The organism is Microcoleus sp., from assembly GCF_041354475.1.
In the GTDB taxonomy this organism is placed as follows: domain Bacteria; phylum Cyanobacteriota; class Cyanobacteriia; order Cyanobacteriales; family Microcoleaceae; genus Microcoleus.
Genome location: NZ_JBGJZU010000047.1, coordinates 1 through 25,327, shown reverse-complemented (window position 1 = coordinate 25,327; position 25,327 = coordinate 1). Strand labels below are relative to the sequence as shown.

The 25,327-nt window shown below is 43.2% G+C and carries 26 protein-coding genes and 1 pseudogene; 14 read left to right on the top strand and 13 right to left on the bottom strand.

Going from position 1 to position 25,327, the window contains the following annotated elements; all coding sequences use genetic code 11:
• Window positions 1–85 precede the first annotated feature (85 nt).
• The 7 genes from ACBR23_RS17805 to ACBR23_RS17775 all read right to left on the bottom strand — a co-directional run bounded on the left by ACBR23_RS17805 (window position 86) and on the right by ACBR23_RS17775 (window position 5,291).
• Window positions 86–574: a hypothetical protein gene (locus ACBR23_RS17805; RefSeq protein WP_371115724.1), complete on the bottom strand. Its 489-nt coding sequence runs from the start codon at window positions 572–574 to the stop codon at window positions 86–88.
• A 260-nt stretch (window positions 575–834) separates the two neighbouring features.
• On the bottom strand, window positions 835–1,656 hold the full coding sequence (locus ACBR23_RS17800) for a biotin--[acetyl-CoA-carboxylase] ligase (RefSeq protein WP_371115723.1): 822 nt from the start codon (window positions 1,654–1,656) through the stop codon (window positions 835–837).
• Between the two features lie 49 nt (window positions 1,657–1,705).
• Window positions 1,706–2,662 (bottom strand): FTR1 family protein, encoded by a 957-nt coding sequence (locus ACBR23_RS17795; RefSeq protein ID WP_371120030.1) that lies wholly within the window; start codon window positions 2,660–2,662, stop codon window positions 1,706–1,708.
• Between the two features lie 260 nt (window positions 2,663–2,922).
• On the bottom strand, window positions 2,923–3,357 hold the full coding sequence (locus tag ACBR23_RS17790) for a ferritin-like domain-containing protein (protein WP_341739171.1): 435 nt from the start codon (window positions 3,355–3,357) through the stop codon (window positions 2,923–2,925).
• 116 nt (window positions 3,358–3,473) lie between these two features.
• On the bottom strand, window positions 3,474–4,103 hold the full coding sequence (locus ACBR23_RS17785; protein WP_371115721.1) for a hypothetical protein: 630 nt from the start codon (window positions 4,101–4,103) through the stop codon (window positions 3,474–3,476).
• Between the two features lie 15 nt (window positions 4,104–4,118).
• Window positions 4,119–4,592 (bottom strand): hypothetical protein, encoded by a 474-nt coding sequence (locus ACBR23_RS17780; RefSeq protein ID WP_371115720.1) that lies wholly within the window; start codon window positions 4,590–4,592, stop codon window positions 4,119–4,121.
• Window positions 4,593–4,655: 63 nt separating this feature from the next.
• Window positions 4,656–5,291: a hypothetical protein gene (locus ACBR23_RS17775; RefSeq protein ID WP_371115719.1), complete on the bottom strand. Its 636-nt coding sequence runs from the start codon at window positions 5,289–5,291 to the stop codon at window positions 4,656–4,658.
• Window positions 5,292–6,000: 709 nt separating this feature from the next.
• Here ACBR23_RS17775 and ACBR23_RS17770 point away from each other — a divergent pair.
• The 3 genes from ACBR23_RS17770 to ACBR23_RS17760 all read left to right on the top strand — a co-directional run bounded on the left by ACBR23_RS17770 (window position 6,001) and on the right by ACBR23_RS17760 (window position 8,468).
• Window positions 6,001–6,927 carry an energy-coupling factor ABC transporter permease gene (locus tag ACBR23_RS17770; RefSeq protein ID WP_371120029.1) on the top strand — a complete coding sequence of 309 codons (927 nt, stop codon included), beginning with the start codon at window positions 6,001–6,003 and terminating at the stop codon, window positions 6,925–6,927.
• Window positions 6,920–7,576: an energy-coupling factor transporter transmembrane protein EcfT gene (locus ACBR23_RS17765; RefSeq protein WP_371120028.1), complete on the top strand. Its 657-nt coding sequence runs from the start codon at window positions 6,920–6,922 to the stop codon at window positions 7,574–7,576. Before ACBR23_RS17770 ends, ACBR23_RS17765 begins: the two co-directional genes overlap by 8 nt.
• A 157-nt stretch (window positions 7,577–7,733) precedes the next feature.
• Window positions 7,734–8,468, top strand: a complete 735-nt coding sequence (locus tag ACBR23_RS17760) for an energy-coupling factor ABC transporter ATP-binding protein (RefSeq protein WP_371120027.1) — start codon at window positions 7,734–7,736, stop codon at window positions 8,466–8,468.
• A 22-nt stretch (window positions 8,469–8,490) separates the two neighbouring features.
• On the opposite strand, the gene ACBR23_RS17755 is transcribed toward ACBR23_RS17760, so the two are convergent.
• The gene (locus ACBR23_RS17755; protein ID WP_371120026.1) at window positions 8,491–9,495 is read right to left on the bottom strand and encodes an ion transporter; all 1,005 of its coding nucleotides are present in this window, start codon (window positions 9,493–9,495) and stop codon (window positions 8,491–8,493) included.
• Window positions 9,496–9,648: 153 nt separating this feature from the next.
• Complete coding sequence (locus ACBR23_RS17750) at window positions 9,649–10,005, bottom strand: zinc ribbon domain-containing protein (RefSeq protein WP_340517344.1); 357 nt, start codon at window positions 10,003–10,005, stop codon at window positions 9,649–9,651.
• Between the two features lie 322 nt (window positions 10,006–10,327).
• On the opposite strand from ACBR23_RS17750, the gene ACBR23_RS17745 reads away from it, so the two are divergent.
• Both ACBR23_RS17745 and ACBR23_RS17740 read left to right on the top strand, forming a co-directional pair.
• Entirely contained in the window at window positions 10,328–10,654 is a 327-nt protein-coding gene (locus ACBR23_RS17745) for a phasin family protein (protein WP_340549796.1), read from the top strand.
• Window positions 10,655–10,876: 222 nt separating this feature from the next.
• Window positions 10,877–11,473, top strand: a complete 597-nt coding sequence (locus tag ACBR23_RS17740; RefSeq protein ID WP_371115714.1) for an FKBP-type peptidyl-prolyl cis-trans isomerase — start codon at window positions 10,877–10,879, stop codon at window positions 11,471–11,473.
• Window positions 11,474–11,837: 364 nt separating this feature from the next.
• Here ACBR23_RS17740 and dnaB read toward each other — a convergent pair whose 3' ends face one another.
• The 3 genes from dnaB to gloB form a co-directional block, all read right to left on the bottom strand.
• Entirely contained in the window at window positions 11,838–13,160 is a 1,323-nt protein-coding gene (dnaB, locus tag ACBR23_RS17735) for a replicative DNA helicase (RefSeq protein WP_371120025.1), read from the bottom strand.
• Between the two features lie 145 nt (window positions 13,161–13,305).
• Window positions 13,306–13,764 (bottom strand): 50S ribosomal protein L9, encoded by a 459-nt coding sequence (gene rplI / locus ACBR23_RS17730; protein WP_341731197.1) that lies wholly within the window; start codon window positions 13,762–13,764, stop codon window positions 13,306–13,308.
• A gap of 97 nt (window positions 13,765–13,861) precedes the next feature.
• Window positions 13,862–14,635: a hydroxyacylglutathione hydrolase gene (gene gloB / locus ACBR23_RS17725; protein ID WP_371120024.1), complete on the bottom strand. Its 774-nt coding sequence runs from the start codon at window positions 14,633–14,635 to the stop codon at window positions 13,862–13,864.
• Between the two features lie 226 nt (window positions 14,636–14,861).
• On the opposite strand from gloB, the gene ACBR23_RS17720 reads away from it, so the two are divergent.
• The 9 genes from ACBR23_RS17720 to ACBR23_RS17680 all read left to right on the top strand — a co-directional run bounded on the left by ACBR23_RS17720 (window position 14,862) and on the right by ACBR23_RS17680 (window position 24,752).
• Window positions 14,862–15,065: a hypothetical protein gene (locus ACBR23_RS17720; protein ID WP_341739160.1), complete on the top strand. Its 204-nt coding sequence runs from the start codon at window positions 14,862–14,864 to the stop codon at window positions 15,063–15,065.
• Between the two features lie 60 nt (window positions 15,066–15,125).
• Window positions 15,126–16,124: a UDP-glucose 4-epimerase GalE gene (gene galE, locus ACBR23_RS17715; protein WP_371115712.1), complete on the top strand. Its 999-nt coding sequence runs from the start codon at window positions 15,126–15,128 to the stop codon at window positions 16,122–16,124.
• A gap of 193 nt (window positions 16,125–16,317) precedes the next feature.
• Window positions 16,318–17,241 carry a hypothetical protein gene (locus ACBR23_RS17710; RefSeq protein ID WP_371120023.1) on the top strand — a complete coding sequence of 308 codons (924 nt, stop codon included), beginning with the start codon at window positions 16,318–16,320 and terminating at the stop codon, window positions 17,239–17,241.
• Between the two features lie 135 nt (window positions 17,242–17,376).
• Window positions 17,377–18,213: a hypothetical protein gene (locus tag ACBR23_RS17705; RefSeq protein ID WP_371120022.1), complete on the top strand. Its 837-nt coding sequence runs from the start codon at window positions 17,377–17,379 to the stop codon at window positions 18,211–18,213.
• 91 nt (window positions 18,214–18,304) lie between these two features.
• Window positions 18,305–19,102 (top strand): class I SAM-dependent methyltransferase, encoded by a 798-nt coding sequence (locus tag ACBR23_RS17700; protein ID WP_371115709.1) that lies wholly within the window; start codon window positions 18,305–18,307, stop codon window positions 19,100–19,102.
• Window positions 19,103–19,113: 11 nt separating this feature from the next.
• Window positions 19,114–20,271, top strand: a complete 1,158-nt coding sequence (locus tag ACBR23_RS17695; protein WP_371120021.1) for a glycosyltransferase family 4 protein — start codon at window positions 19,114–19,116, stop codon at window positions 20,269–20,271.
• A gap of 86 nt (window positions 20,272–20,357) precedes the next feature.
• Entirely contained in the window at window positions 20,358–22,361 is a 2,004-nt protein-coding gene (locus tag ACBR23_RS17690) for an ABC transporter ATP-binding protein (RefSeq protein WP_371115707.1), read from the top strand.
• A gap of 131 nt (window positions 22,362–22,492) precedes the next feature.
• Window positions 22,493–23,692: a glycosyltransferase family 4 protein gene (locus ACBR23_RS17685; protein ID WP_371120020.1), complete on the top strand. Its 1,200-nt coding sequence runs from the start codon at window positions 22,493–22,495 to the stop codon at window positions 23,690–23,692.
• Window positions 23,693–23,798: 106 nt separating this feature from the next.
• Window positions 23,799–24,752 (top strand): glycosyltransferase family 10 domain-containing protein, encoded by a 954-nt coding sequence (locus tag ACBR23_RS17680; RefSeq protein WP_371120019.1) that lies wholly within the window; start codon window positions 23,799–23,801, stop codon window positions 24,750–24,752.
• A gap of 326 nt (window positions 24,753–25,078) precedes the next feature.
• Here ACBR23_RS17680 and ACBR23_RS17675 read toward each other — a convergent pair.
• Window positions 25,079–25,327 (bottom strand): annotated as a pseudogene (locus ACBR23_RS17675) (RNA-guided endonuclease TnpB family protein); the annotation flags it as partial.

The window sequence follows — 25,327 nt, the reverse complement described above, 5'->3', positions numbered from 1 at the left end:
CTATGCGTTTGCATCTGAATATTTAGAATAGTCAATGATTATAGCTGCTTAAGTACAGATTTGAACTTTTTCTCAAATCCCCAATCTACAATCGCTGAATCCGTCGCCACCAAGCCCTGAAGTATGTCACCAAGGGGAATTGATAAAATTCACCTACCAACCACAGGACAATTCCTAAATGGGACAAAAATGCTAGCCCTGTCCAAGCTGCGGGCAACCACGACAGTCGGCTGCCGGGAACCGGGGGAAAATAGTAAGCACAGAGCCCTAGCAAGGTAGTGGGCAGGAAAATTAGACCTAGTGCTGCTGCTAAGTAGGGCCATCCGAATTCTACGCCTTCGAGGTGGGCTCCGATCCACTGTTTGCCGTTCCAGTGCCAAGTTACTGGTGGTGATCGATCGGCCATTTTGAGCATTTGTCTTTCTTCGTTGCCAGTGAAAATGTGTTGACAGAAGTTGCAAGCTAGGGCTTCCATCATGGGCATGGGAGAAATTTCGCCAGTGCGACAAACTGGGCAAGGATATGTGTGTTCAGGGTGGAAAGGACGGGTGGATTTTTGGGTGAAGGTTCGCATGGATTAGAGATTTTGTCAAGAGATTAACGCAGTCATTAGTCAGTAGTCATTAGTCAGTAGTCAGTAGTCAGTAGTCAGTAGTTAGTAGTCAGTAGTTAGTAGTCATTAGTTAGTAGTTAGTAGTTAGTAGTTAGTAGTTAGTAGTCAGTAGTTAGTAGTCAGTAGTTAGTAGTCAGTAGTTAGTAGTCAGTAGTTAGTAGTTAGTCAGTAGTCAGTAGTCATTAGTGAACCGTCAACCGTCAACTGTCAACTGTCAACTGTCAACTTTTTAATCGAACTCGCCCGGAACTAAAGGCCTGTATTCGATCGCCTTCTAAACGCAATCGCAAACGACCACCTTCGTCAATGCCGGCGGCTTGTCCGTAGATGGTTTTGTCGGAAAGTTCCATCGCCACTGGGCAACCAAAAAGTGCATCACGGTGCTGTAATTCTGGCAACAGTCTGGCTAAACCGGATTTTCCGGCTGGTTTGTCATTTTTGTGAAACATATGGGCGAGTTCCAGGAGATAGTGTCGCAGTCGATCGAGCAAACACAGTTCATCTGGCACTTGGCTAGCTATAGAATGCAAGCTTACTGCATTGCCGATCGCGCTGGCATCAAGTCCGCGGAGATCGAAGTCTACACACAGGTTGATGCCGATGCCGACTACGGCGCGAGTTGTGGCCCAAACATTGCTAGAAGTGGCTTCGCAGAGAATTCCGGCTAATTTGCGGCGATCGATCCAAATGTCGTTTGGCCATTTCAGGCGCAGCAGAGTGCGACAGTCGGGAACTAAATCTTCGATCGCATAAATCACGGCTAAACCGACGGCTAAACTGAGCCCAGGTAACAGATTAGTGTTGAGGTTGTCGAGTACAAAACTGGCAGTCAAAACACCGGTTGGGGCGTGCCATGTGCGCCCGTGTTGGCCTCTACCACTGGTTTGTCGTTTGGTGAATACGACATCTCCGTGGTTGAGTTGGGCTGCGCGGGCGATGGCGATCGTGTTGGTACTGGGACAGGTATCTAGCCAGTGTAGCCAGTGAGGGATATTTGGGCGATCGGGTTCTGGGAATGGTGGAATTAAGGGCGATTCAGACAAGGTTTGATTGGTGGTATAGCAACCGCTGGTGTGAGGAAGTTAGGCGTAATTAGCTTGCTTGTTCTGTAGCAGACTTAGTATTTTTGCTGGCAACATTGGGCTTGCTGCCTAATTTTTGGAAGTAAAGACTGCCGACGATGACTAAGAACATAGCATAACCGAGCCCTTGGACTAGATAAAGTCGATCTCTGTATCCGAATAGTGCTTTGAGTACAATTCCAGGAAATTTGCGATCGGGCAAAACTGCCTCTGCATTCCACAGCATCGGACCTAAAATACAGGAGTGGAGTTGTGCAGTGCGATCGAAAAAAACACAAATCCCTGCATAATTGATATCTGTCTGGGACAAAAGGGCAGCAGAGGAGTCAAAATGTTTGAGTGCTGATACTGCTAAACCGGCGACGATTAGCAATAATAAGATTCCCATAAATTTGAAAAACTGGCCCAGTTGAATTTTGACACCCCACTGGAAAATTAGCGCGCCTATGATTGCCGCCCCAAGCAAACCGCCCAAAGCACCTAAAGCCGGAGTTAAACCTTGTTGAAATTGAGCGCTGACAAATATAACTGTTTCAAAACCTTCGCGAAGTACGGCGATAAAAATCAAGCCGAATACGCCCCAGCCAGCCTTAGCATTTTCTGTCAAAGCTGCTGTTACTGCTCCTTCCACTTCTGCTTTAAGAAAGCGGGCTTGCTGAGTCATCCAAATTAGCATCCAGCTTAGCATTACTATGGCGACAATTCCCAGACCACCTTCGAGTAGTTGCTTAATTACTGGTGCGTAAGGCTGATTTGATGTTGAGAGTATATAGAGTAACTGATTGAATAATGCACCCACACCAGCGCTAGCTGCAATGCCGGCTGCGATACCTGCATAAACCCAAGAATTGAGATTAGTTTTGTCGGCTTTTTTTAAGCAAGCTAGGACTATGCCGACGACTAAGGCGGCTTCTACGCCTTCGCGGAGGGTGATTACAAAGGTTGGGATGGCTTCAGTAAAGTTCATTTTTTTGATAACTGCTAATTTGTAGTTAGTCTTTAGTCTTTAGCAACTTTTGTTATTGAACCGCGAAGGCGCGTTCCCCGCAGGGGTTCCCGTAGGGTAGGACGCGAAGAAGTAGGTATTCTTAAGGTGGTTTGGGAGTAACTAAGGACTAATCACTAATGGTAAGGTGCGTCGCTCATCAATTGTCGATTGATTTTTTTGAGGGATTTTTGAGGCTACACACCCTACAACTACAACTGTCAACTGTCAACTGTCAACTGTCAACTATAATCCCTTAGCATTTTTTTGAGTTCTACTTGGTGCAATTCTTCTTGTCCAATCAGAGTGCGGGCATATTCTTCCAAGTAAACGCTGGAGTCTGTGACGACTTCAAGTAAGGTTTTATACTTTTTGAGAGCTTTTTTTTCGTGATTTAAACTTTCTTCCAACAAGTCTCTTATCGAATGTTTGTAGGTTTCTTCGATGGGAGCAATTTTCTGGCTGGGATGTCCATCTAAACCTGTTAAAATTTCTCCGGCTTGTTGGGCGTGGAGTAGGGATTCGGTTGCTTGTGCTTGAAAAAACTGCACGATGGGAATCCGGTTTGGCCCTGTCACCATTAGTGCGTAGTGGGTGTAGCGTACTACTCCTGCTAGTTCCCATTCCATGATGGTGCATAGCAGTTCTTGGGTTTTTTTCTCGTCGAGTTCTTTCATTTGTTGTTTAAGATGTAGAATGCTTTACAGGGCGCAATTTATAATATCACATTTAAATGTGAATTTTAAATTAAGGTGCGCCATAAGTACCTTACTGGATAAATGTTTTAGGTGAGTTACGGGTTAACTTCTAAGGTTCCAGTAGGAGTGAATACCACTGTCAACTTCGCGACTGGTGCGGGGCTATTGCTACTGGTAGTTTCGGAAGCTGTGAGCAGATTTGGTAGGGGAGTTTCTTGGGTAAAATCCTTGGCAGGCTGGTTGAGTGGCTCGAAATTGCCGATCGCCCCGTCTTGACTTGCACTGACTCGATAGACTAGATTTTGAGTGAACGTGGGGCTAGTTTTCCAAGTCTGATTTATGCGATCGTAGACTTTTAGAGCTAATTCATCTAGTTTAGTGCGATCGGTAATTTCTGCTGTCTGATTAGTGACCTCCACCGCCTGAACATCCTGCTTACCCGCTGACACAGGTAAAGCTTGGACAGTCTTATCTGTAGGGCTACTTGCAATAGCCGTTTCAGAAGACTTATTAGCAACAGTCGTAACATCTGTTGCTGTATCAGAAGGTTTTTTTACCTCAATTGTCAAAGACTTGACGTGGGAACTGAGAAACTTTTCTTTTTGGCTAACGCGCCACATGGCGATGGGATAAGTCACAAAGAAAAGAGTCAAAACTCCCATACTAATCCAAACTATTTTGTGCATCTCCCTGGCTGGGAGCGGCTTATTTTTTGTTTCCATCATCAAACCTCGCATTACTTAAGTTAAGGGCAAATAGGGGAATAGAGGATGCCAACACATAGCTGTGGCTGCGACTAACAAAGCAAACATCCAGAAAAATATGGTACGGCTTTTAATATTCTGATTCTTCCAGAGCGAATGAAGTATTAGCCAACTGACAAGCCAACCGACAAGCAACATAGTTTCTTTGCCGCTATAACTGCCGATATTGCCCCACATTTCGTCACCAGTCTTGCTTCCGGGAATCCAAGTGCCGAGATTCCAAACAATTGTTTCTATGGATTTAGATGTCTCTGACAAGTGGTGAGTCACCATCATTGTAAAACAGCCAATTCCAGCACTAATTAATGCGGCAGCAGCAGGGCCAGAATCGCTAGGCGGAGTTTCGGCTCCCTCAGCTAAACTCTTGGGAAATTTTTTGAAATAACTCCATATTTTGCCGTAAATAGGTTCAGTTGCAGCCAATTTTTCGCTGTATAATTTTCGACTCATTTCAGGTATTTCCTAGATTTATTTATTCGTCATTAGTCATTAGTTAATCAAACTAAAAACTCACTATAAAGCGCGAAGTTTAGCAATACCAAGTCCGCTCACTATGCCGCCCATTGCAAAAAACATGATTGCCATCAAAGCTACACAAGTAGCTGTTAATACTGGGCGATTTCTCTTCTCTAAAATTGAGTCGCCATAGTTCCACAAAATCCAGGTACAAGCTACTGCCAGTGGCAATGTAAAGAGCGGGCTAAGTTCGTGGTATTCCGCCAAAATGTACTGCCCTAAAGGCGAGTTTGATTTCAGCCAATCGCTAGCTCCGCCAAAATCTGCGCCAGCTCGATAACGCATATAAGCCCAATTACCAGTAGCAATGGCCAAAAAACTCAAAATAGTTGACCAAAAGGCTAAGGTTCGCATTTGTGGCAAGATTTTACCGGCCCCTCGCAACAATGGAAATGCCAAATGTCCGGTATAAACCATCACCACTAATGCAAACATTGCACCCATGCCGTGAATTGTACCCATCCACCGCTGCCAAGGGCTCGGATGCAATAGGTTAACTAGGGGTAAAAACAGAAATAAACCAGCGGATAAAAAGCTCAGCCCGTAGATGGAAACTTGAGCAATATCTAGTTGTCTGGGAAATTCCGATGTAGCTAAATCTGTAGTTGAGTCTTGTTTTGAGTGTTGTACCACTGCTGGGTCTCCTTGAGTTGGGATGATGCAGGAAGTTATTTGAGAATATTTGCATTAGTAGCGAGAGTCTTTTGATAAAAAAACCTATATTACCAGAGCCGATCGCCCATTAGCCCGATCGACAACTGCTAAATTATTGCTCGCTTCAGACCTAGTACCCAGAATATTTGGCTTTTGAGGTCAGGAATAGCCCATAATCTTGCTTTAACTAGGTATTTAGCTATTTTGCTGCTTTTGTTAGTGCTAATAACTTAATGCTATCTATTCTCAATAATTGAGCATAAAACTAATTAGGAGGTTTCAGTTTTTTCTTTATATTTTCTTAATATTTATGTCAGAGCTTCGACTAGGGCTAGATTTTGCTGTTGAGTCCGTAAAACGAGGGGAGATTGGAGATGGGAATAATTGACAAATCGGCGATCGCTCTTTTGGGAGCTCGATCGCCTGAGAATCGCGGCTTATGGAAAAATAAGAGACCTGGTGATGGTGTGTTTTGAGCCCTTGCTCAGTTAATTCTTCAGAATTATTTAATTTGAAGGTAAAATCCTCGATCCTCTGGCTGTAAAGCCCGAATCTATGGGAAATAGTCGATCGCCCATCCCCCATACCCAGAGCGATCGCCCCCAGAAATGCCCCTAGAGGGGGTTGTAAATTTTTGTAAAAAATAGTTGACTAAAGGGTTGAGAGTTCTCCCGTTTAGGATACATCGATGCACATACCTGATGGCTTTCTTTCACCGCCGGTAGCCATTGCCACCGGCATAGCAAGTGCAGCAGTAATCGCCGTTGCCCTGAATCGAACCCGCGAAAGTCTTGGGCTGCGACAAGCCCCAATCATGGGTTTAACTACTGCTTTCGTGTTTGCAGCCCAGATGATCAACTTTCCCGTAGCAGGCGGCACCAGCGGACACTTGTTGGGAGGTGCCCTAGCATCTGTGGTTTTGGGGAACCCTTGGGCGGCAACTCTGGCAATGAGTACGGTTTTTATCATTCAGAGTGTTTTATTTGCCGATGGGGGTATCACCGCCCTGGGAGCCAATATTTTTAATATGGGGCTAGTCGGAATTTGGGTGGGCTGGTGGCTGTTGCAGCCATTGCAGCGACTTTTGGGAGGTTCCCGAAATCGTTTGCCGCTAGCTGCGGGGATTGCAGCCAGCCTCAGCGTTGTTGCGGCTTCGATTTGCGTGGCAATCCAATTGGCAATTTCTGGAACAGTATCACTTAATATCGCATTGCCAGCAATGGTAGGAGTTCATATTTTAATTGGGATTGGTGAAGGGATAATTACAGCCAGTGTTTTAACTTATCTGGTTAAAGTAAGACCAGATTTGTTACCAGGACAACAGCCACAATTGCAGAAATGGTTAGTGCCAGTAATTGGGGTTTTATTAATTAGCGGCGTACTGTCGCTGTTTGCTTCCAGTTGGCCTGACGGGTTAGAATCGGTAGCGGAAAAATACGGTTTTAAAGAGAAAGAATCTGTGGCAATTGAAAATCCTACTCCCTTAGCAGATTACACAGTTAAAGGATTAGAAGAACAGCCTATCGGTACTAGCATTGCTGGACTTTTAGGCTCTGCTGTCAGTTTCGGCGCGGCCTTTGGGATTGTTCAGTTAATTAAACCGAAAGATGTCTAAACTATCGATACCTTTTCGACTGCGACTGTCTCTAACAATTGTGATTGGCCTTGGTTTTATGAAGACAGGGGCTTGGCTGTGGCTGGGCATTTATGGGGCGATCGCACTTTTTTGGTCTTTGTGGCTGAAAGCGCCTCTGCGAACCTTAGTCCAACTATTAGGAGCAGAATTAATTTTTCTCTCCTTATTAGTGCTACCCCAAGGTTGGGAACGTGCGAGTTTTCTGCTGGTACGTTCCCTGATTTGTCTGCTAATTATGAACAGTTTTCTGCTAACTTTGCCACCCCACAGTTTGGGAATAGCCCTGAAAGGATTGCCACTACCAGCCGGCTTACAAGAAATTGTGCTATTAGCAGGGCAATACTTAGAAATCTTGCTAGCGGAAGTCAACAGCATGAAAAGAGCGGCCCAACTACGAGGCTTATCGGGTACGGGTGGATGGCTGCGCTACGCTAGTGCATCGATGATCGGAGCGCTTTATTTGCGAAGTCTCGATCGCGCAGAAAGAGTCCACGCAGCCATGCTAATTCGTGGCTATCAAGGAACCTTACCAGCCGACTCAAAATCAACACCAAAAGAGCGACTATGGCTGACAGTAACAATTTTAACCGCCACTGGATTAACCCTAGCTTCTTATGGTAATTTGTAATTAGGAATCGAGAATAGGGAAGAGATTAATTCGTGCATCAATATTTTAACTTTGTACCCTTTGCCTTCTCCCTTCTCCCTTCTCCAATCCTCTCTCTGCGCCCTCTGCGCCCTCTGTGGTTAAAAACTCCTAATCTTAAAATTGAGGCAAATAAAAATTGACTAATCTCAAAGTGACACCAACCATCCAAGTAGAAAACTTAGTCTTTGGATATCCACAGCAAAAACCAGTATTGCAAGGAATTTCCTTCACCTTGCAACCGGGAGAAAGAGTTGCCCTACTAGGTTTAACCGGCGCTGGAAAAAGCACTTTGCTAGAAAATTTAATTGGCTTAAAAATGCCTCTATCTGGGGAGATTAGAGTGCAGGGAACAAAACTGGAAGAAGGTAATTTATCGAAAGTACGCCGACAGATTGGATTTTGCTTTCAAGATGCCAACGATCAGCTATTTATGCCAACTATTTTAGAGGATGTCATGTTCGGGCCACGCAATTATGGGGTATCAGCGGGACTGGCGCGCGATCGAGCTTTAGCTCTATTAGATGAATTTGGTTTGGTAGAATTTGCCCATCGTTCAGCCCACGAGCTTTCTGGGGGTCAAAGAAGGTTGGCGGCGCTAGCGGCAATTTTAGCATTAGAGCCGGCAATTTTAATCTTAGATGAGCCGACCAATGGACTAGATCCATCCTGGCGTAGACATTTGGCTAAGGTTTTGTCGCAATTGCCGATCGATGTTATTTTGATCGCTTCCCACGATTTAAACTGGATTGGGAAGACGACTCAAAGGGCGTTAATTTTGGCTGAGGGTCAGATTCGCATCGATGAGCAAACTCAAGAATTGCTCAAAGATCGATCGACTCTCGAATATTACAATTTGCCGCCAGATTGGTAATTAGTCATGAGCGTAAGTCCTGTTAAAGCTCGAATTTGCGACAGGTTTCATTATACAAATGAACAGCTAAATCCCGAATAATTTCTTCACTTTCAAAAGCTGTTCCCAAATTCTGTTTAGTGCGATCGACACAAAGTTTCATCAATGCGGATGAATTTTCGATATTAAGTGCGATGGCTGGGAGTTTCTGCTCAAAACTCACCTCGCTCCCCCCCGGCATTTCTACCGATTTAAAATTGGCAGATTGCTCTAAATTTTCAGTAATTTTTTGCTGCTTTCTCTTTTGCACTTCCTCGGAAAAACCCGAAGAAATTATCCCCGCAGGCAAAGCAAAAATTCCAATCCCCAAAAATGCTAACATTGAGCCTAAAAATCTGCCGATAGGAGTGATCGGATAAATATCACCGTAACCGACAGTAGTTAGAGTCACGACTCCCCACCACATTGCATCTGGGATGCTCCCAAAAGATTGAGGCTGGGCTGATGATTCCACAAAATACATCAGACTAGATGCAAAAATCAATAATATAAATACGGCAAAAGCGGTGGCGAATAGTTCTTCTTTTTTAGCATCTAATACTATTCCCAAGGTTCGCACAGACTCCGAGTATCTGCTGATTTTGATTAAGCGTAATAAACGGAGGAGGCTAATTAAATAAACAAAACTTAATTTGGGAAATAACAACAATAAATAAAAGGGTAAAATCGAAACAAAGTCGATAATGCTCAGGGGTGTGAGAGCATATTTGATTCTTCCCCAAAAGGGGTGGCTGTATTTACTGTCAACAGTACATACCCACATTCTCAAAATATATTCTAGGGAAAATACTAAAGATGAGACTATTTCGATATCTTCAAATATTTTTTTGTATTCTATAGAAAAGACAGGGGAAGTTGAAGCAATAAAAGCGGTGATATTTAAAACTATTAAAAATTGAATAATAATATCATCTGCTAAGCTGTATAAATTAGTGCTGCTGGAAATTTCTAAAATTTCATAGATGATTTTTTTAAGTTGTGTACGCATTAGTTTATCTCCTAGGTGATGGCTGGTTAAAGCTAAAAGAAGATAGTCCTGGACGCAAAAGCCCGGTTTCTTCAGGTAATTGCGTGATTTTTGAGTGAAGATGAGAACCAGAAACCGGGTTGTTCTGCTCGATCGCGTCTAGGACTGGAAGTGTTAAATTGAGAGAGCAATACTAATCACAATTAAAGCTAATAAAGCTAACCAAACTTGATGTCGCTGACACCAATTTTTGGCCGCTCTTTGCCAGCCACCGCTGATGTCAGGGGTCGCCTGGGGTACGATTGGTTGCGCCTTGTTGTGATAAAGGGTGCACTCTTGGGCGAAGGGACGCTGGGGATAGTTGCAGGTGTCGTCTTCGTGGTATGTACAGGTGGTACATAAAAATTCTTGGGGTTTCGATCGATAAAGGGGGATACCGGGATGTCCGAAAGCTTTGAGAGGGGTTTTGCAGTGTCCACAGGTGATGGCTTGGGTGTCCACAGGTAGGTGACAGCGAGGGCAATCTGGCATTGACGTTGCTGGTGATGGGATAGGTTACAGGTAGGTAGATTAGGGGGTTTTCCGCACGCCCATGGGTGGATTAGACTCGCCAGCAGGGGCTGGGATGCTCCAAAATAGAAAGGTAGGTCAGCGCTGATGTAACTTTAAGTTTACGCGGTTGGGGCATCGACCGCTAAGTTAGGCAATGTTAGACAGGCTCAGCCTGCAATTGCTGGCTGAGCTTAGAATCCCCTCGCCTTGATAGCTGGGGAGTATGTCAATAATGGTTTCGCAGCTTTGGCAGGTGACTTGAGTCGATCGCATCTTTTGAGGCAAACAGTAGGAAAAATCTATGGATAACAATAATAACTTACTCAAACAACTGGTGATGTTGGGCATTGGTACTACCTCCCTGGTGGCTGAGAAATTGCAGGAAGTCAGCGAGCAATGGGTTAAAGATGGCAAAATCAATCCTGAGCAAGCTCAAACCTTTGTGGAGGACATGACGGAGCACCTTAAGTCCGAGCAGGGGAATTGGGAGACGCAGTTGCAGCGGCAAATGCGGAATATGCTGCAAGATATGGGTGTGCCACGACAGTCGGAAATGGATGAGTTGCGTGGTAGGCTCGATCGACTCGAACGTCAGGTGAGGGATTTAGAAAATCGTCACTGGCGTTGAGTTTGGTGTGGTGGGGCTGTTCCCTGCTATCCTGTGATAGGACGATCGCCCCAAGGTAGAATGCTCACAAAGGTAGAAAGTAGAATTAACAACTTTCTGCCTTCGGAATTCATACTTCCGACAGAAGTATGAGTTTGCATCCGCCGTCTTTTTGCAGCGGAAAGATTTTTGGGTTTTGAGCTGGTTTCGAGAAATAATTCTTGAATGTAAGGAGGATTAATTTTGCAAGGAGTTCTAGTCAGCTTGGGAGTAATGCTGGTTTGTGTTTTGTTTTTGATAGTCGCTCAATTTAGCGGTTCTGGGGAAAAAGCCATAGCCGCCGAAGTGAAGAGTTCTTTACCCCAGACTGCGATTGAGATATTGTCTGAGCAGTCTTTAAATGAAAATAGTCTCCTAGTAGCTGATGCTACTTTACCGAATGTATCACCTACTAACGATGGAAATAAGATGACTGAAAATACTGAGAAAACTGAGCAGATTGTCACCACAGATTCAGGTTTGAAATATGTTGAATTAAAAGAGGGTAACGGGGCGACTCCCAAAAATGGTCAGACGGTTGTGGTGCACTATACTGGCACTTTGGAGGATGGCACGAAATTTGATAGTTCGCGCGATCGCAATTCTCCTTTCCAGTTCAAAATTGGTGTCGGTCAAGTGATTAAGGGTTGGGATGAAGGTGTGGGTACAATGAAAGTTGGAGACCGACGCCAGTTGATTATTCCTCCCGATTTGGGTTACGGTGCTCGTGGTGCTGGTGGGGTGATTCCTCCCAATGCCACACTAATTTTTGATGTGGAATTGTTGAAGATTTCTGGTTAAGTAGCGGAATCTAATTAAACGTAAAACTTTTTTTTACGCTGTTGAGAAACCCGGTTTTTTTTAGTAACCGGGTTTCTTGAATTTAGAGCTTTTACCTAGGTTATGAACAGGGAAGATGCCTATTGCACAAAGAGTTTATATCAATTCCTATCTTCATCGGAATTATTCATTTCTCTCCGCTCTCTCTGTGTTCTCTGTGTTCTCTGTGGTTCAATCATGACCATGCAACGGTCAAGGATATTACAAACATGGATATAGCAATCCTAAATCATTTGTGAATTTCTTACTCCCTCCCCTTAATAAGGGGAGGGTTGGGGTGGGGTAAAAAACTTTACGACTCATTTAGGACTGCTATATGTTGCGATTAACTTCGTCTTGCTTGCAGATTTAAGAATTTTGTTACCTGACCATCGAATAATAATTTAATCACACCTGTAGGGCCGTTTCTGTGTTTGGTAATAATGACTTCTGCAATGCCGCGATCGGGGGTATCTGGATTATAATATTCATCACGGTACAACATAATTACTAAATCGGCGTCTTGTTCGATACTTCCACTTTCTCTCAAATCAGACATCATCGGCCGCTTGTTTGTCCGCGCTTCTACACCTCGACTCAACTGAGATAAAGCAATAATTGGTACAGCTAGTTCGCGGGCTAAACCTTTGAGGCTTCTGGTAATTCGAGATAGTTCTTGGACGCGATTGTCGCTGCTACCTTCCATTAATTGTAAGTAATCTAGCAGGATTAATCCTAGGGTTCCGCCTTGTTCTGCTTGAAGGCGACGGGCTTTTGAGCGAATTTCTGTCACTGTAATATTAGGAGTGTCATCAATAAACATTGGCAATTCTGAGAGGCGGCCAATAGCTGTACTGATGGGTTCCCATTCGTTTTGACTAATTCTGCCCGATCGCAATCGATTACTTTCTATTCTAGCTTCACCGGACAAAATGCGCTGCACTAGCTGTTCTTTTGACATTTCTAGGCTAAAAATGGCAACCGGCAATTTTTGTGGCCCGGCGGCGATGTGGTGGGCGATGTTGGTACAAAAGGCTGTTTTGCCCATGGCCGGGCGCCCAGCAACGATGATTAAATCCGATCGCTGAAAGCCTCCTGTCATAGCATCTAAGTCATAAAAACCGCAGGGAATACCGGGAAGTGTGAGTCCTTCATTCCGATTTTCGAGGTCTTGAAATGTCTGATTTAGGGTTTCGCCGATGGATACTAAATCTTGTTGGGGACGTTCTTGAGTTATGCTAAAAATCTGTTGTTCAGCGCGGTCTAAAACTGTTTCTAAAGGTGTCGCTGTCTCGTAACCTAATTGTACGATGTTGTTACCGGCTTCGATTAATTTCCGTCGCTGGTATTTGTCTTCTACTAAGACGGCATATTGATCGATGTTGACAGCAGAAACGGTGCGATCGACTAATTGTGCTAGTTTGCTTTGTCCTCCTATTTGTTCTAACTGATTGCGATCGGCTAATCGAGTAGTAACAGTCATTAAATCCGTAGGCTGACCTTGAAAAAACAAGTCTAAAGCCGATCGATAAATGACTTGATGAGCGCTGATGGCAAAAAAATCAGGACGCAAAAGTTCAGCAATTCGGGAAATAGCTTCGGGGTCAATTAAAATCCCGCCCAGAATTGCTTCTTCTGCCTCTACATTTGTTGGCATCAAGTCGCTCATTAGTTATGGGGAATTGGGAATTGGGAATGGGGAATTGGGAATTGGGAATTGGCAATGGGTTATCCGTTACTAGCTTGGGGCTGCCAATGCCCAATGCCATCCCCCCTTGGGGGGGGTTGCCCAATCCCCAATACCCAATACCCAATTACATAGGAATAACTTGAATTTCAACTTCAGCGGCAACTTCTGCGTGTAATTTGATTTCAGCTTTATAAGTACCAGTTTCCCGAATTTCCGGCAGGGAGATGCCACGGCGATCGACTTCTTGACTGGTAGAGTTGAAAATCAGTTCTGCTACTTCTTGGTTGGTGACAGTACCAAAAATAGCGTTTCCTTCGCCGACTTGCTTGGAGATGATGAAGGGACCTGCTGCTTCCAGCGCTGTTTTGCGGACTTCAGCTTGCTGCTTGAGCTCTAGCTGGCGGAGTCTTTCTGTTTCTCTGCGACGTTCTGCTTGCTTGAGAATGCCCGGAGTGGCCCGAAATCCCATGCCTTGGGGTACTAGGTAGTTGCGGGCGTAACCGGGGGCTACTTCTACGACGTCGCCAGCTTTACCGAGCTTGCTGACATCTTTATTTAAAACTAATTGGACGCGCTTGGCCATGATCTTTGCTAGTGGTTTTTAACTCGAACATTCTATAATACCGAAGTTTGAGTGGCGATCGCAAGCAGTAAGGAAAAAGCAAACAGGACTTCCATACTCAAAATCGCTCTTTCATACCGCGCAAGCGCGCGAAGGTTTGCACGGAATCCTGGCTTTGGGTGGCTGATTGAAGACTAGGATGATCCCAGCGCAAAAATGGGTTGGTACTTTTTTCTAGTGCGATCGATGATGGTATCGTGGCTTGATTACGGCTGCGGGCGGCCTTGACTTCGGCGAAACGCTTCTGTAACTCTAGATTGTCACTATCTACAGTCAGGGCAAATTGCAGATTATTGAGGGTATATTCGTGGGCACACCAGACTCTAGTATTGTCTGGCAGGTTTCGCAGTTGTTCCAGGGAACCTACCATCTGACTGGGAGTACCTTCTTTGAGTCGGCCACAGCCTCCGCCAAATAGGGTGTCACCGCAGAACAATTCCCCGGTTTCGGCTGGGTGGTTGGGCGGGAAATAGTAGGCGATGTGGGCTTTTGTGTGTCCGGGTAGAAATAAGATAGAGGCGGTTCTGTCTGCGAAAGAAACTCGATCGCCCCCTTGTAAAAAGATTTGCTGTCCCGGAATTCTGCCCCTGTCTTCTGCGCCACCGTAGACTTTAACTTGGGGGAAGCGATCGATCAGTTCCTGGTTGCCACCTATATGGTCGTTGTGGTGGTGGGTAATCAAAATTTTGGTTAATTCGGCTCCCAGTGCTTCGAGTTGCCGCAAGACCGGGTTGGCTTGGGCTGGATCGATGACTGCGGCTAGATTGCGATCGCGATCGTGCAGCAAAAAAATGTAATTATCCGACAGTACGGGAAGTCGATAAACTTGCATATAGCGTTTCTCCAATAAATTAGTTAGTCTTGGGCATAGGGCATCAGGCATCCTGCACTTTTGCTTAGCTTGTGCTGAGCTTAGTCTAAGTGCGTAGTTGAAGCATCCGGCATCGGAATAGTTAATCTTTTCCTTGCTTATTCCCTCTTCCTGAATTTCCCCCCTTGGGGGGGGTTGGGGGGGTAACTTCTTCCTTCTTCCTTCTTCCTTCTTCCTTGATAACAATATGCGAACATCTCAGAACAAATCAAACTTAACACTCACTCAAATGGTCGATCGCATTTTAGCATCGGGCAAGATTGCCCGCCGGGAACATTTAATTCTAACTTCTGCCATCCTGTCCAACGAGAAAATTTCCGAAGACGAACGATATCAAATAAATCGAATATTTGATTACATTCAAATTGGTCGCCTCAAGTTTATTGATTGAACTTGTTGTAAATTCATCATATAATCAACACAGGTAGTAAAACAAAAAAGGGAGAAAAAAATGAGTGTAGACCAAGGAACTATTTTAGTGACCGGGGGAGCTGGATATATTGGCTCTCACGCCGTCTTGGCACTAAAACACGCAGGTTACAACGTGTTAATTTTGGATAATTTAGTTTACGGTCATAGTGATTTAGTAGACCAGGTATTAAAGGTTGAATTGGTGGTAGGAGATACCAACGATCGCGCCCTACTAGACAAAATATTTGCCACTCACAATATTGCTGCCGTCATGCACTTTTCTGCCTATGCTTATGTGGGCGAGTCCGTGACTGACCCAGCTAAATATTACCGTAACAATGTCATCGGTACTATTACTCTTTTAGAAGCCATGATAGCTGCTGGAGTGAAAAAAATTGTATTTTCTTCTACCTGCGCCACTTACGGAGTACCGCAGAAAATTCCCCTCACAGAAGACCACCCACAGCATCCGATCAACCCCTACGGTACTACTAAGTTAATGGTAGAACAGATTTTATCAGATTTTGATACTGCTTACAATTTTAAGTCTGTTTGTTTCCGCTATTTTAATGCTGCCGGTGCCGATCCGAGTGGGTTGTTGGGAGAGGATCACAACCCAGAAACTCACCTGATTCCCCTAGTGTTGCTGACTGCTTTGGACAAGCGAGATTCTATTTCAATTTTTGGTACAGATTATGATACTCCTGACGGTACTTGCATTCGAGATTACATTCATGTTAACGATTTAGCATCTGCTCATCTTTTAGGATTAGAATATTTGTTAAATGGTGGAAAATCCGATGTCTTTAATTTAGGCAACGGCGGCGGTTTTTCCGTAAAAGAGGTGATAGAAGCTGCGAGGGAAGTGACTGGAAAAGAGATTAAGACTGTTGAGTGCGATCGACGTCCGGGAGACCCTCCTGCTTTAGTTGGTAGCAGCGAGAAAGCCATTAAAACACTAGGTTGGTCTCCTGAATATCCACATATTAAGGATATTATATCCCATGCTTGGGAATGGCACAAAAAACGCCACTCCTAGGCAAGCATTACTTAAATAATCGGGGAAAAAATCTCTCCAACTCCCCCTTTTTTTTACCCTTGGGGCACGGCGATTTCATTCTCAGGCGTTGGGTAGGCCCTACCAGAAAATGATGATTTTGTAGGCGTAGTGGATGGTGCGTGCCTACCCTCCCCATCTACTACAAGCGAGATTTATCAGGGGTTTCAGTAGTATGCTAATCATATCTGCTAAATCGGGACAACTTGGGAACAGACTGCTACTTTTTGCTAATTTCATCGCTGTGGCGATCGAGCATAATTTAACAGTCCTCAATCCGGCTTTTGAGGAATATGCAGAATTTTTTGTGGGTACAGCCCGCGATTTTTTATCTTGTTATCCTCCTCCATATTTTGCCTTACCAGGCAACAAATTCATCAGAAATAAATATTATAAAATAATTAAGTATTTAAACAATAAAAAAATATGGAAGACGCAAGAAATAACCAGAGAAAAACCTTTTAATTGGGTGAATCATCAGGATTCAGACACACTCAAGTACAATTCTACTATTTGTTTTGAAGGCTGGCTATTTCGAGATGGCTGGTTTGTAGAAGATTTGCCAAAATTACACAAGTACGCTGACCCAATTCGAGCCTACTTTGCACCCTTACAGCCATATAAAATTAATGTAGATAGTTTGATATTGAATGTAAAAAATAACGCGGATATAATCATCGGAGTTCATATTCGTCAAGGCGATTACGAACAACACCAAAAAGGGAGATACTTTTACAAAACTGAGCAATATTTAGAAGTCATGACTTCAGTAGTAAAACTATTTGCAACTAAGCAAATAAAATTTTTGATTTGCTCTAATCTTCACCAAGAACCTAGTTTATTTGATAATTTTAACTGCGTTTTTGCCAAGGGTCATTTCATCGAAGATATGTATGCTTTGGCAGAGTGTGACTATATTGTCGGGCCACCTAGCAGTTATACTATGTGGGCTTCGTTTTACGGCGAAAAACCTCTTTACATGATGAGAGATATCAGTCAAACAATTAATTTGAAGGATTTTGTGCATTTTTATGAATGGCAAGGAATTTTCCATTATCGAGATAACTGGAGCGAGAGTTTTTGGGAGTGGACGCACTGAGGTAAGCTGCTACCCATCTCCAGTCCCTGTTAATTCTAGAAAGCGGTAACGTGAGGGGAAGAGGTCGAAAAATAGCTACTCTTTTTATAATGGTATAAGTATATAATTAAAATGCCAAAGTGCTTAAATCAATCCATGAATTCAAAAAAATTAGAAGCTAAGGGTTTTATCACTATTTTAACTGGTTTGTATTCTTTTCAAGATTGCATTCATTTTCTGGCATCTGTCAGGAAGTTTCACCGCGAACCAATTATTGTTTTAATAGATAAAGTCCCTAGATTTTTATATCCCTTACTTCAGGTGTTTGGAAATGTGAGATTGCAGTCAGCACCGCCGAACGAAAATCCTGTTTTAGCTTCGCGGCAAGCTAAACTGAGCTTATATCAAGTATCTCCTTTTGAGAAAACTATTTATCTCGACTCCGATATTTGTTTGTTGTCGCCAATAGATGAAGTTTTTGACTATCTTGATGAGGTGGAGTTGTTGGTGACAGAAGATGTTCAGCCGGCGATCGCCAAAGCTGCTAATTTATTAAGAGTCAAGCAACCTATTCTCTCGACTCTGCAATCCGTAGGATTACCCCTCAACGAAAATAGCATTCAATATAATGGCGGATTTATCGCCTTTACCAACAGCAGTAAAAATCAGGAATTATTCAATTATTTTAAGAAATATTTCAATTTGGTAATTGCCCATCAAGATGTGCTACTCTTAAAAGACCAAGGCGCTTTTGCTGCTGCTATTGCCTCTGTCAAGCCGAAAATGAAAACCTTGTCGCCTGTTTACAATTACTTGGACAAATGGAAAGAAGTTTATAGGATTGACGAGCCGATCAAGGTAATGCACTGTACTTATCCTTACCGCCCGCAGTACGCGAAGAATGTGACGAGAACGCTATTTACTAGAATAGTCGATCGCGCTGCTAAAATATTTTTACCAAATCAACTTAACAATCCCTGGCGCTTAAAATAGACTTTCTTTAACTCTGCGGCCTCTGCGCCCTCTGCGGTTCATTAAAAAAAACATCATTCACAACAAATGAAATAGGATAGATCTAGCTGCTGTGCAACATTATACTCAAGAATTCTACAAATACTTGCAAAAAACATCCCAAGAATCAGCCAGAGAAATTATTCCGATTATTTGGGAATTTGTACAGCCACAGCGAGTAATTGATGTCGGTTGTGGGACAGGAACTTGGTTGTCAGCATTCACAGAATTCGGCGTTGAAGATATTTTGGGCATAGATGGTGATTGGGTTGACCCAAAAATGCTGGAAATTCCGGCTGACAAATTTTTAACCTTAGATTTAAGTCAGCCTTTACCTATTGATCAAAAATTTGATTTAGTTGTTTCCTTAGAAGTAGCAGAACACATACCCCCGGAGTGCGCCCAGATATTTGTAAACTCTTTAGCGAAGTTAGGTCCAGTAATTTTGTTCTCGGCCGCAGTACCATTTCAAGGAGGAACAAACCACATCAACGAACAGTGGCCTGACTATTGGGCAAAACTATTTCAAGCACAAGGATATGTAGCGATTGACTGCGTGAGAAACAAAATATGGCAAAACGAGCGAGTCCGATGGTACTATGCCCAGAACATACTGATATTTGCCAAACGGGAATATTTAACAACTAATCCCCTGTTACAAAAAGAGGCAGATACAACTAACATTTTGCAGCTTGCCTTAATTCATCCATACCTTTATTTGCGAACAGCTTCAGAAGCCACTAAATTAAGACAAGAAGTCAAAGACGCTCTAGGATTAACAGACCCAAGAATTTCAGTAAAAAAAGTATTTTTTGCTTTGCTAACCTTGACAAAATCTCGGTTAAATGGCAAAATAAAACAACTTTTTTGAAAAGATACCAAGTGAAAGTTTCGTTAGTCGCGAGCGATTTGTCAGGAGGGGGTGCAATTCGTGCTTTTCTGTTAGCTCAAGTTCTGATTGAGCTTAACTGTGATGTAGAAATTGTCGGATTTATGTTTGGTAAGGAATTATATGCAATTCCTCCTCATGGCATCCCGGTATATGCGATACCGGGGAGCAAATATCCGGGTTTTGTGATGAACGCTCACAAACTTTTGAAAAAAATAGATGGGGATATTATTTATGCAGTCAAACCTAAACCTAGCAGCTTTGGTTTATCATTGCTCAAAAAACTGGAGACTCACCGCCCTATAATTTTAGATATAGACGACTGGGAACTGAGCTGGTTCGGCGGAGACGAATGGAAATATCGCCCTGATTTCAAACAACTTTACCGAGACATTGTAAAAACAAATGGTCAATTGAGAGAACCAGATCATCCGTTGTATATTAAGTGGATGGAAAGTTTAGTTTCCCGTGCGGATGCTGTCACTGTGGATACGGAGTTTTTAAAACAACGTTTTGGTGGTGTATATTTGCCTAATGGCAAGGATACTGAAATGTTCGATCCGGCTAAATACCATCCTGAACTAAGCAGACGGCGTTACGGGTTGTCCGGGTATAAAATTTTAATGTTTCCCGGTGCACCGAGACCTCATAAAGGCGTTGAGGATGTTTTGATGGCCCTCGAACATTTAAATCAGCCTAATTTAAAGTTAGCGATTGTGGGCGGAAGTCCTTATGATGATTATGACGATCGACTTATGCAACAATGGGGGCGTTGGATTATTAAACTGCCAAAATTTCCAGTGGAAAGGATGCCTGAAGTTGTAGCGGCGGCTCATATTGTCGTTGTTCCTCAGCGAGAGACTTTGACAGCCGTGGCTCAGTTTCCGCTCAAGTTGACAGATGGGATGGCAATGGCTAAGCCTGTTTTGTCTACGCGAGTGGGGGATATTCCTGAAATTTTAGGCGGCACCGGTTATTTAGTAGAGCCTAATTCTCCCGCTCAAATTTCCCAGAAAATTCAATGGATATTTCAAAATTTGACAGAAGCAAATCTGCAAGGAATGAAAGCTAGGGAAAGATGCGTAGAAAAATATAGCATTAAAACAATGGCCCCGATCCTTTCAGATATAATTGCAGGTATATCGAGGTAAATTTTTAGTGACTGAATGGAGGAAGATACACTGGCTGTAATTAAAAAAAATTTTGAAATGTTGTACTATTTAGCTGGGAATGCTTCATGTCTGCAAATAAGCTACTCCTAAAATTTGCCAGACGATATCCAGGCAGGATTTTTTTGACTGTGTTCCTGGGATTCTCTGGGGCTTTATTCAATGGTATCAGCACTACTCTGATTGTACCAGTTCTTTTGAATTTTTTGCAGGAAGCTGTCGAGTTGCGGGGTGCTCCACCTTTAATTAAAATTTTGATGTATCCCTTTGAAGGAATGCCTCAAAATCAGCGTTTGGTGTTAATGACCGTCGCGATAGTTATGACAATTATATTTAAAAATATTGCTAGTTATACTAATACTTTAGTAGCTACTTCTCTGACGCGGGCTTTGACTTTTGACTTGCGAGAGGCTGGATTGCGCTTGTTATTAGAAGTAGATTTGGATTATTACTCAAAAACTAAAGTAGGGGATTTAATTAATAGATTGGGCGGAGAAGTAGGTCGAACCGCTAATGCAATTGGCACGGCTATCGGGGTGTTTACTACCTCAATTACTGTTTTGGTGTTTGTGGGTTTGCTGCTTTCAATATCTTGGAAAATGACTCTGACATCTACGATTTTGTTAGGGCTGGTTGCTTGGACAAATCAGTATATTATTAACCGTTCTAAACAATTTGGTACGCTGTTATCGGAAATGTCTAAAGATTATTCAGTGGGGATATTGGAAACCATCACTGGAATTAGACTTGTCAAGTCAACGGGGAATGAAGAAAAAGAGTATCACCGGATTAAAAATTTAATTCATAGGCGAGAACAAGCGGATTTTTCAGCTCAGATAAACTATGCAGCGATCGCTCCTATCAACGAAGTTGTGAATTTGCTGGTTATTATTTTAATTATATTTATAGGTAGGACAATATTTGTCAATGAAATAGAGTCTATTTCTACGGTTCTACTAACATATTTGTTGGTGCTTTTTAGACTAATACCTCTGATTTCTCAATTAAATAGTGGTCGCAGTCAATTTGCTAATACATCGGCTAGTGTAGAGGTTGTTAATAAATTTTTAAGATGTGATGACAAGCCATTTATGCGGAATGGGTTAGTGCCATATACTCATTTGCGATCGGGAATTCATTTTAATAAAATATCTTTTAGTTATCCAAATTATAAAAACTTAGTTCTGCAAGGAATAGATTTATTTCTACCTCACGGTACTACTTTGGCTTTGGTAGGCAGTTCAGGTTCTGGTAAATCAACTTTAGCAGATTTACTACCGAGATTTTACGATCCTACCGAAGGTTGTATCTCGATCGATGGCGTGGATCTGCGCGAATTTGATGTCAAAAGCTTGAGAAAAGCTATGGGAATTGTGAGTCAAGATACGTTCTTGTTTAATGCCTCAGTGCGCGATAATATTGCTTATGCTAGGCAAGAAGCAACAGAAGCAGAAATTGTCGAGGCGGCGAAGGGAGCAAATGCTTACGAGTTTATCCAACAGTTGCCACAGGGATTGGATACTCAAATTGGCGATCGCGGTCTGATCCTATCGGGAGGGCAGCGTCAGAGAATTTCCATTGCTAGAGCCCTGCTGCAAAACCCAGAAATTTTAATTTTAGATGAAGCAACCAGCTCCCTGGATACAGTGGCGGAAAGGTACGTGCAAGAGGCGATCGAGAAATTGAGTTACGATCGCACCACGTTAGTCATTGCCCACCGCCTCTCCACAGTCCAAAAAGCCCATAAAATCGCTGTGATCGATCGGGGACAAGTAGTAGAAATTGGTTCTCACAAAGACTTGTTAGCAAAAGGAGGATACTACACTCGCTTACATTCTATGCAATTTGCAGAAGAAACTGCTCGCGACGAAGCTTTAATTAGAGGTTCTTACGAAATTCGCACTCGTCTAACTCCCATGATAGCTTATCTAAAATTGCTACTAGATGAAATGGTAGATTCTCCCGAAGAAAGGGATGAATTAATCAGAGAATCCTTTCAATCCGCTGCTAATATTTTTGAGACTTTAGAATTTATTGAAAATACAATCAGGCGTCAGGCTGTTCAAAAGTAGTCAGTTGGCAGTTGGCAGTTGGCAGTTGGCAGTAGTCAACAATTACCCATGCCCAATGCCCAATTCCCAATGCCCAATGCCCAATTCCCAATGCCCAATTCCCAATTCCCAATTCCCAATACCCAATTCCCATGTCTCCATATTATGTATTCTTCACCCGCAATATATTGCCACAACCGAATGTAGCTAGCTTAGTTCAAGTTGCACACTCGGCGAATGCCGCAGCAAATCTCGGTTTACCCGCAGTGTTAGTATATCTCCGTAAAGGATGGAGCGCTCTTAATCCAGTAGATTTACTCCATCCTTTTCAACCTAGAAAACCCGATGAAACACTTGCCAAAATCTACAACATTCAACAAAACTTAAAAGTAGCAGATTTACCTATGCCTTGGCCCATCGACCTTTGGGACAACAAGTGGACGAGTTCGAGTACAATAGTATCAAAATACTACCTACCAATCCACCTGCGGAAATCAACTCAAATTGTCCACAGCCGCGACTGGAACTTTGTCAAAGCAGCAATTAAAAATGGAATTCCCGCTATCTACGAACAGCATCATCACGAAAACAAAAAATTTGAACCAGAAATTGTCCGCAATTCTCTGTTTCAAATTGCTGTAACTGTTGCCGATACAGTGCGAGAAAGCATGATGCAAAATGGAATGCCACCAGAAAAAGTAATTATGCTGCACAATGGTTTCAATCATTTATTTTTCGCCAGACAAACGGCAGCATCCCAGAATTGGCGACAGCAGCTATTAACAGATGGCAGACAGCATTTAGCAGTTTATGCAGGGGGACTTTATCCGTTTAAAGGTGTGGATATGTTAGTGGATGTGGCTGAGGAATTGCCAGGAGTTCAATTTGCGATCGCCGGTGGTACCGAATCCCAAGTAACAGCCTACCAAAAATTAGCCAAATCCCAGCAAGTTAACAACATAAAATTTCTCGGCTACCTCCCACAGCATCAACTTGCTAGCTTGCTACAAGCCGCTGATGTTTTAACTCACCCTCACTGTTGGACAGAAGCTGCGACATTTACATCTCCTTTAAAATTCTTTGATTATATGGCATCGGGAACTCCAATTGTGGCGACAGAGATTCCATCTTTGCGGGAGTTTAAATCGGGAAACATCGCTGCGACTTGGTGCGAACCCGATAACCCCTATCAATTTGCACAAAGCATTCAAAGTAGTTTAATAAAATATCCCTGGAAGGTAGAAGGTTATGCAGAAACTATGGATTTTGTCAAGCAATTTTCCTGGGAAAATCGGATTGAGAAAATTTTGAGTTATGTAGACGAGCAAGTGCGATCGCAACTACTTACATAATTTAAAATTGGTTCCTAGTAAATAAGGACTTTAGCCATTCTTCTGAGAGGAGTTCAGTCCTCACTACAAACCTATGATGGTTCGTATTAACGACATAATATTCAAAATGAACCCAAAAATCATCGGCACAATCACCACCTACCCCGCCATGAGCCAAAGCGACTGGCTGTGGCAACAAACCCCGGAAAATTTCGGAAAATGGAAAAACATTCAAATGCTAGCAAACCATCCAGAACCAGACTTTTTACTCATGTATCAATTCGACTTTCCCCAAGCGCCTAAAAAGCGATCGTGGCTGGACAAAATTCGCCATCCTACCCCTCCAAATTCCGAAAATCAACAACTTCAAGAAAAATTGCGCGGAGTCCCCAAAGAACGCATTATTTACCTAATTCGCGAGCCACCATTACCAGAAGTCATTGAAATTACCAAAGCCAACTACGAACAAGCCAAACTTTACTGCGGTTACATTTCCGGGCCAGACGACTTCGCACCAAACCCAAATTATATGCCCGCAATTTGGTATCACACCAACTCATTTCGAGAACTTGATGAAATGCCTCCACCCGCTAAAACTAAACCCTGTTCTTGGATTACTTCAGGTGTTAGCCGTAGTGCCAATCACCGCCAGCGATTAGAGTTTATCAAATTGCTGCAAGCACAAGAATTAAATTTTGACCTTTACGGGCGAAACCTGCCCCATTGGGCGGGCGGTAAGGGCATTGTGAACAATAAATGGCACGCTGTTGCACCTTACTATTACAACTTAGCTATTGAAAATTATGCAGCAAACGATTGGTATGTGAGCGAGAAGCTTTGGGATGCTTTGTTAGCTTGGTGTTTGCCGATTTATTACGGCGGTGCTGCGGCGGATAAATTGTTGCCGGCGGGGAGTTTTCTGCGGCTTCCCAGTCTGGATGAGACAGGAGTAGAATTTATCAGAGAGGTGATGGCAACTCCCGATTATTGGCATGAAGCGATCGAGAAAATTGCGGAAGCCCGACAAATAATTCTCCACGAATTGAACCTGCTCAATTGGTTGGCTAATTTTACATCTTAGGAGATTGGCGGGGAGCATATTAGTCAGCACTTACGCATGGGGGGGCAAAAACCCCTGGTGGTTGCCCTTCGACTACGCTCAGGAACCGCGGAGTCGAAACCCTGCGTGAATATTTGTCGAAAAAAAGGACTAATATAAAATCCTCTCTTCATCGTCCTGTATTAAACTCTCTCTTCTCTTGCTTCGCGTCCTACCCTACGGGAACGGCTTCGCCGAACGCGCCTTCGCGGTTAAATCATTCCGATACAACCGGAATTGATATAATTTGGCATCCCATCGAGGGGGAGTCGGAGGTGACATACTCCCACATCAAATCTGAGTACAGATTATGATGTGGGCTTCTTAACAGCCCGATGAAGGGTATGTAAGATTTCCTTGATGGTACTGTTATCCATAGTTCCTACTATAGAAAGATTCCCACTAGGGCGTTTTATACTGGGGAAAATGTCCAACCCCAGTCTTTTTAGGTTAATCGCAGCATTAAGATCGCGATCTACCATCAAAGAATTTTGCTCGTCCCAATACTCTCGAATATTGCAATCGGTGAAAACCATTTCATTCCGATAACACAGAAG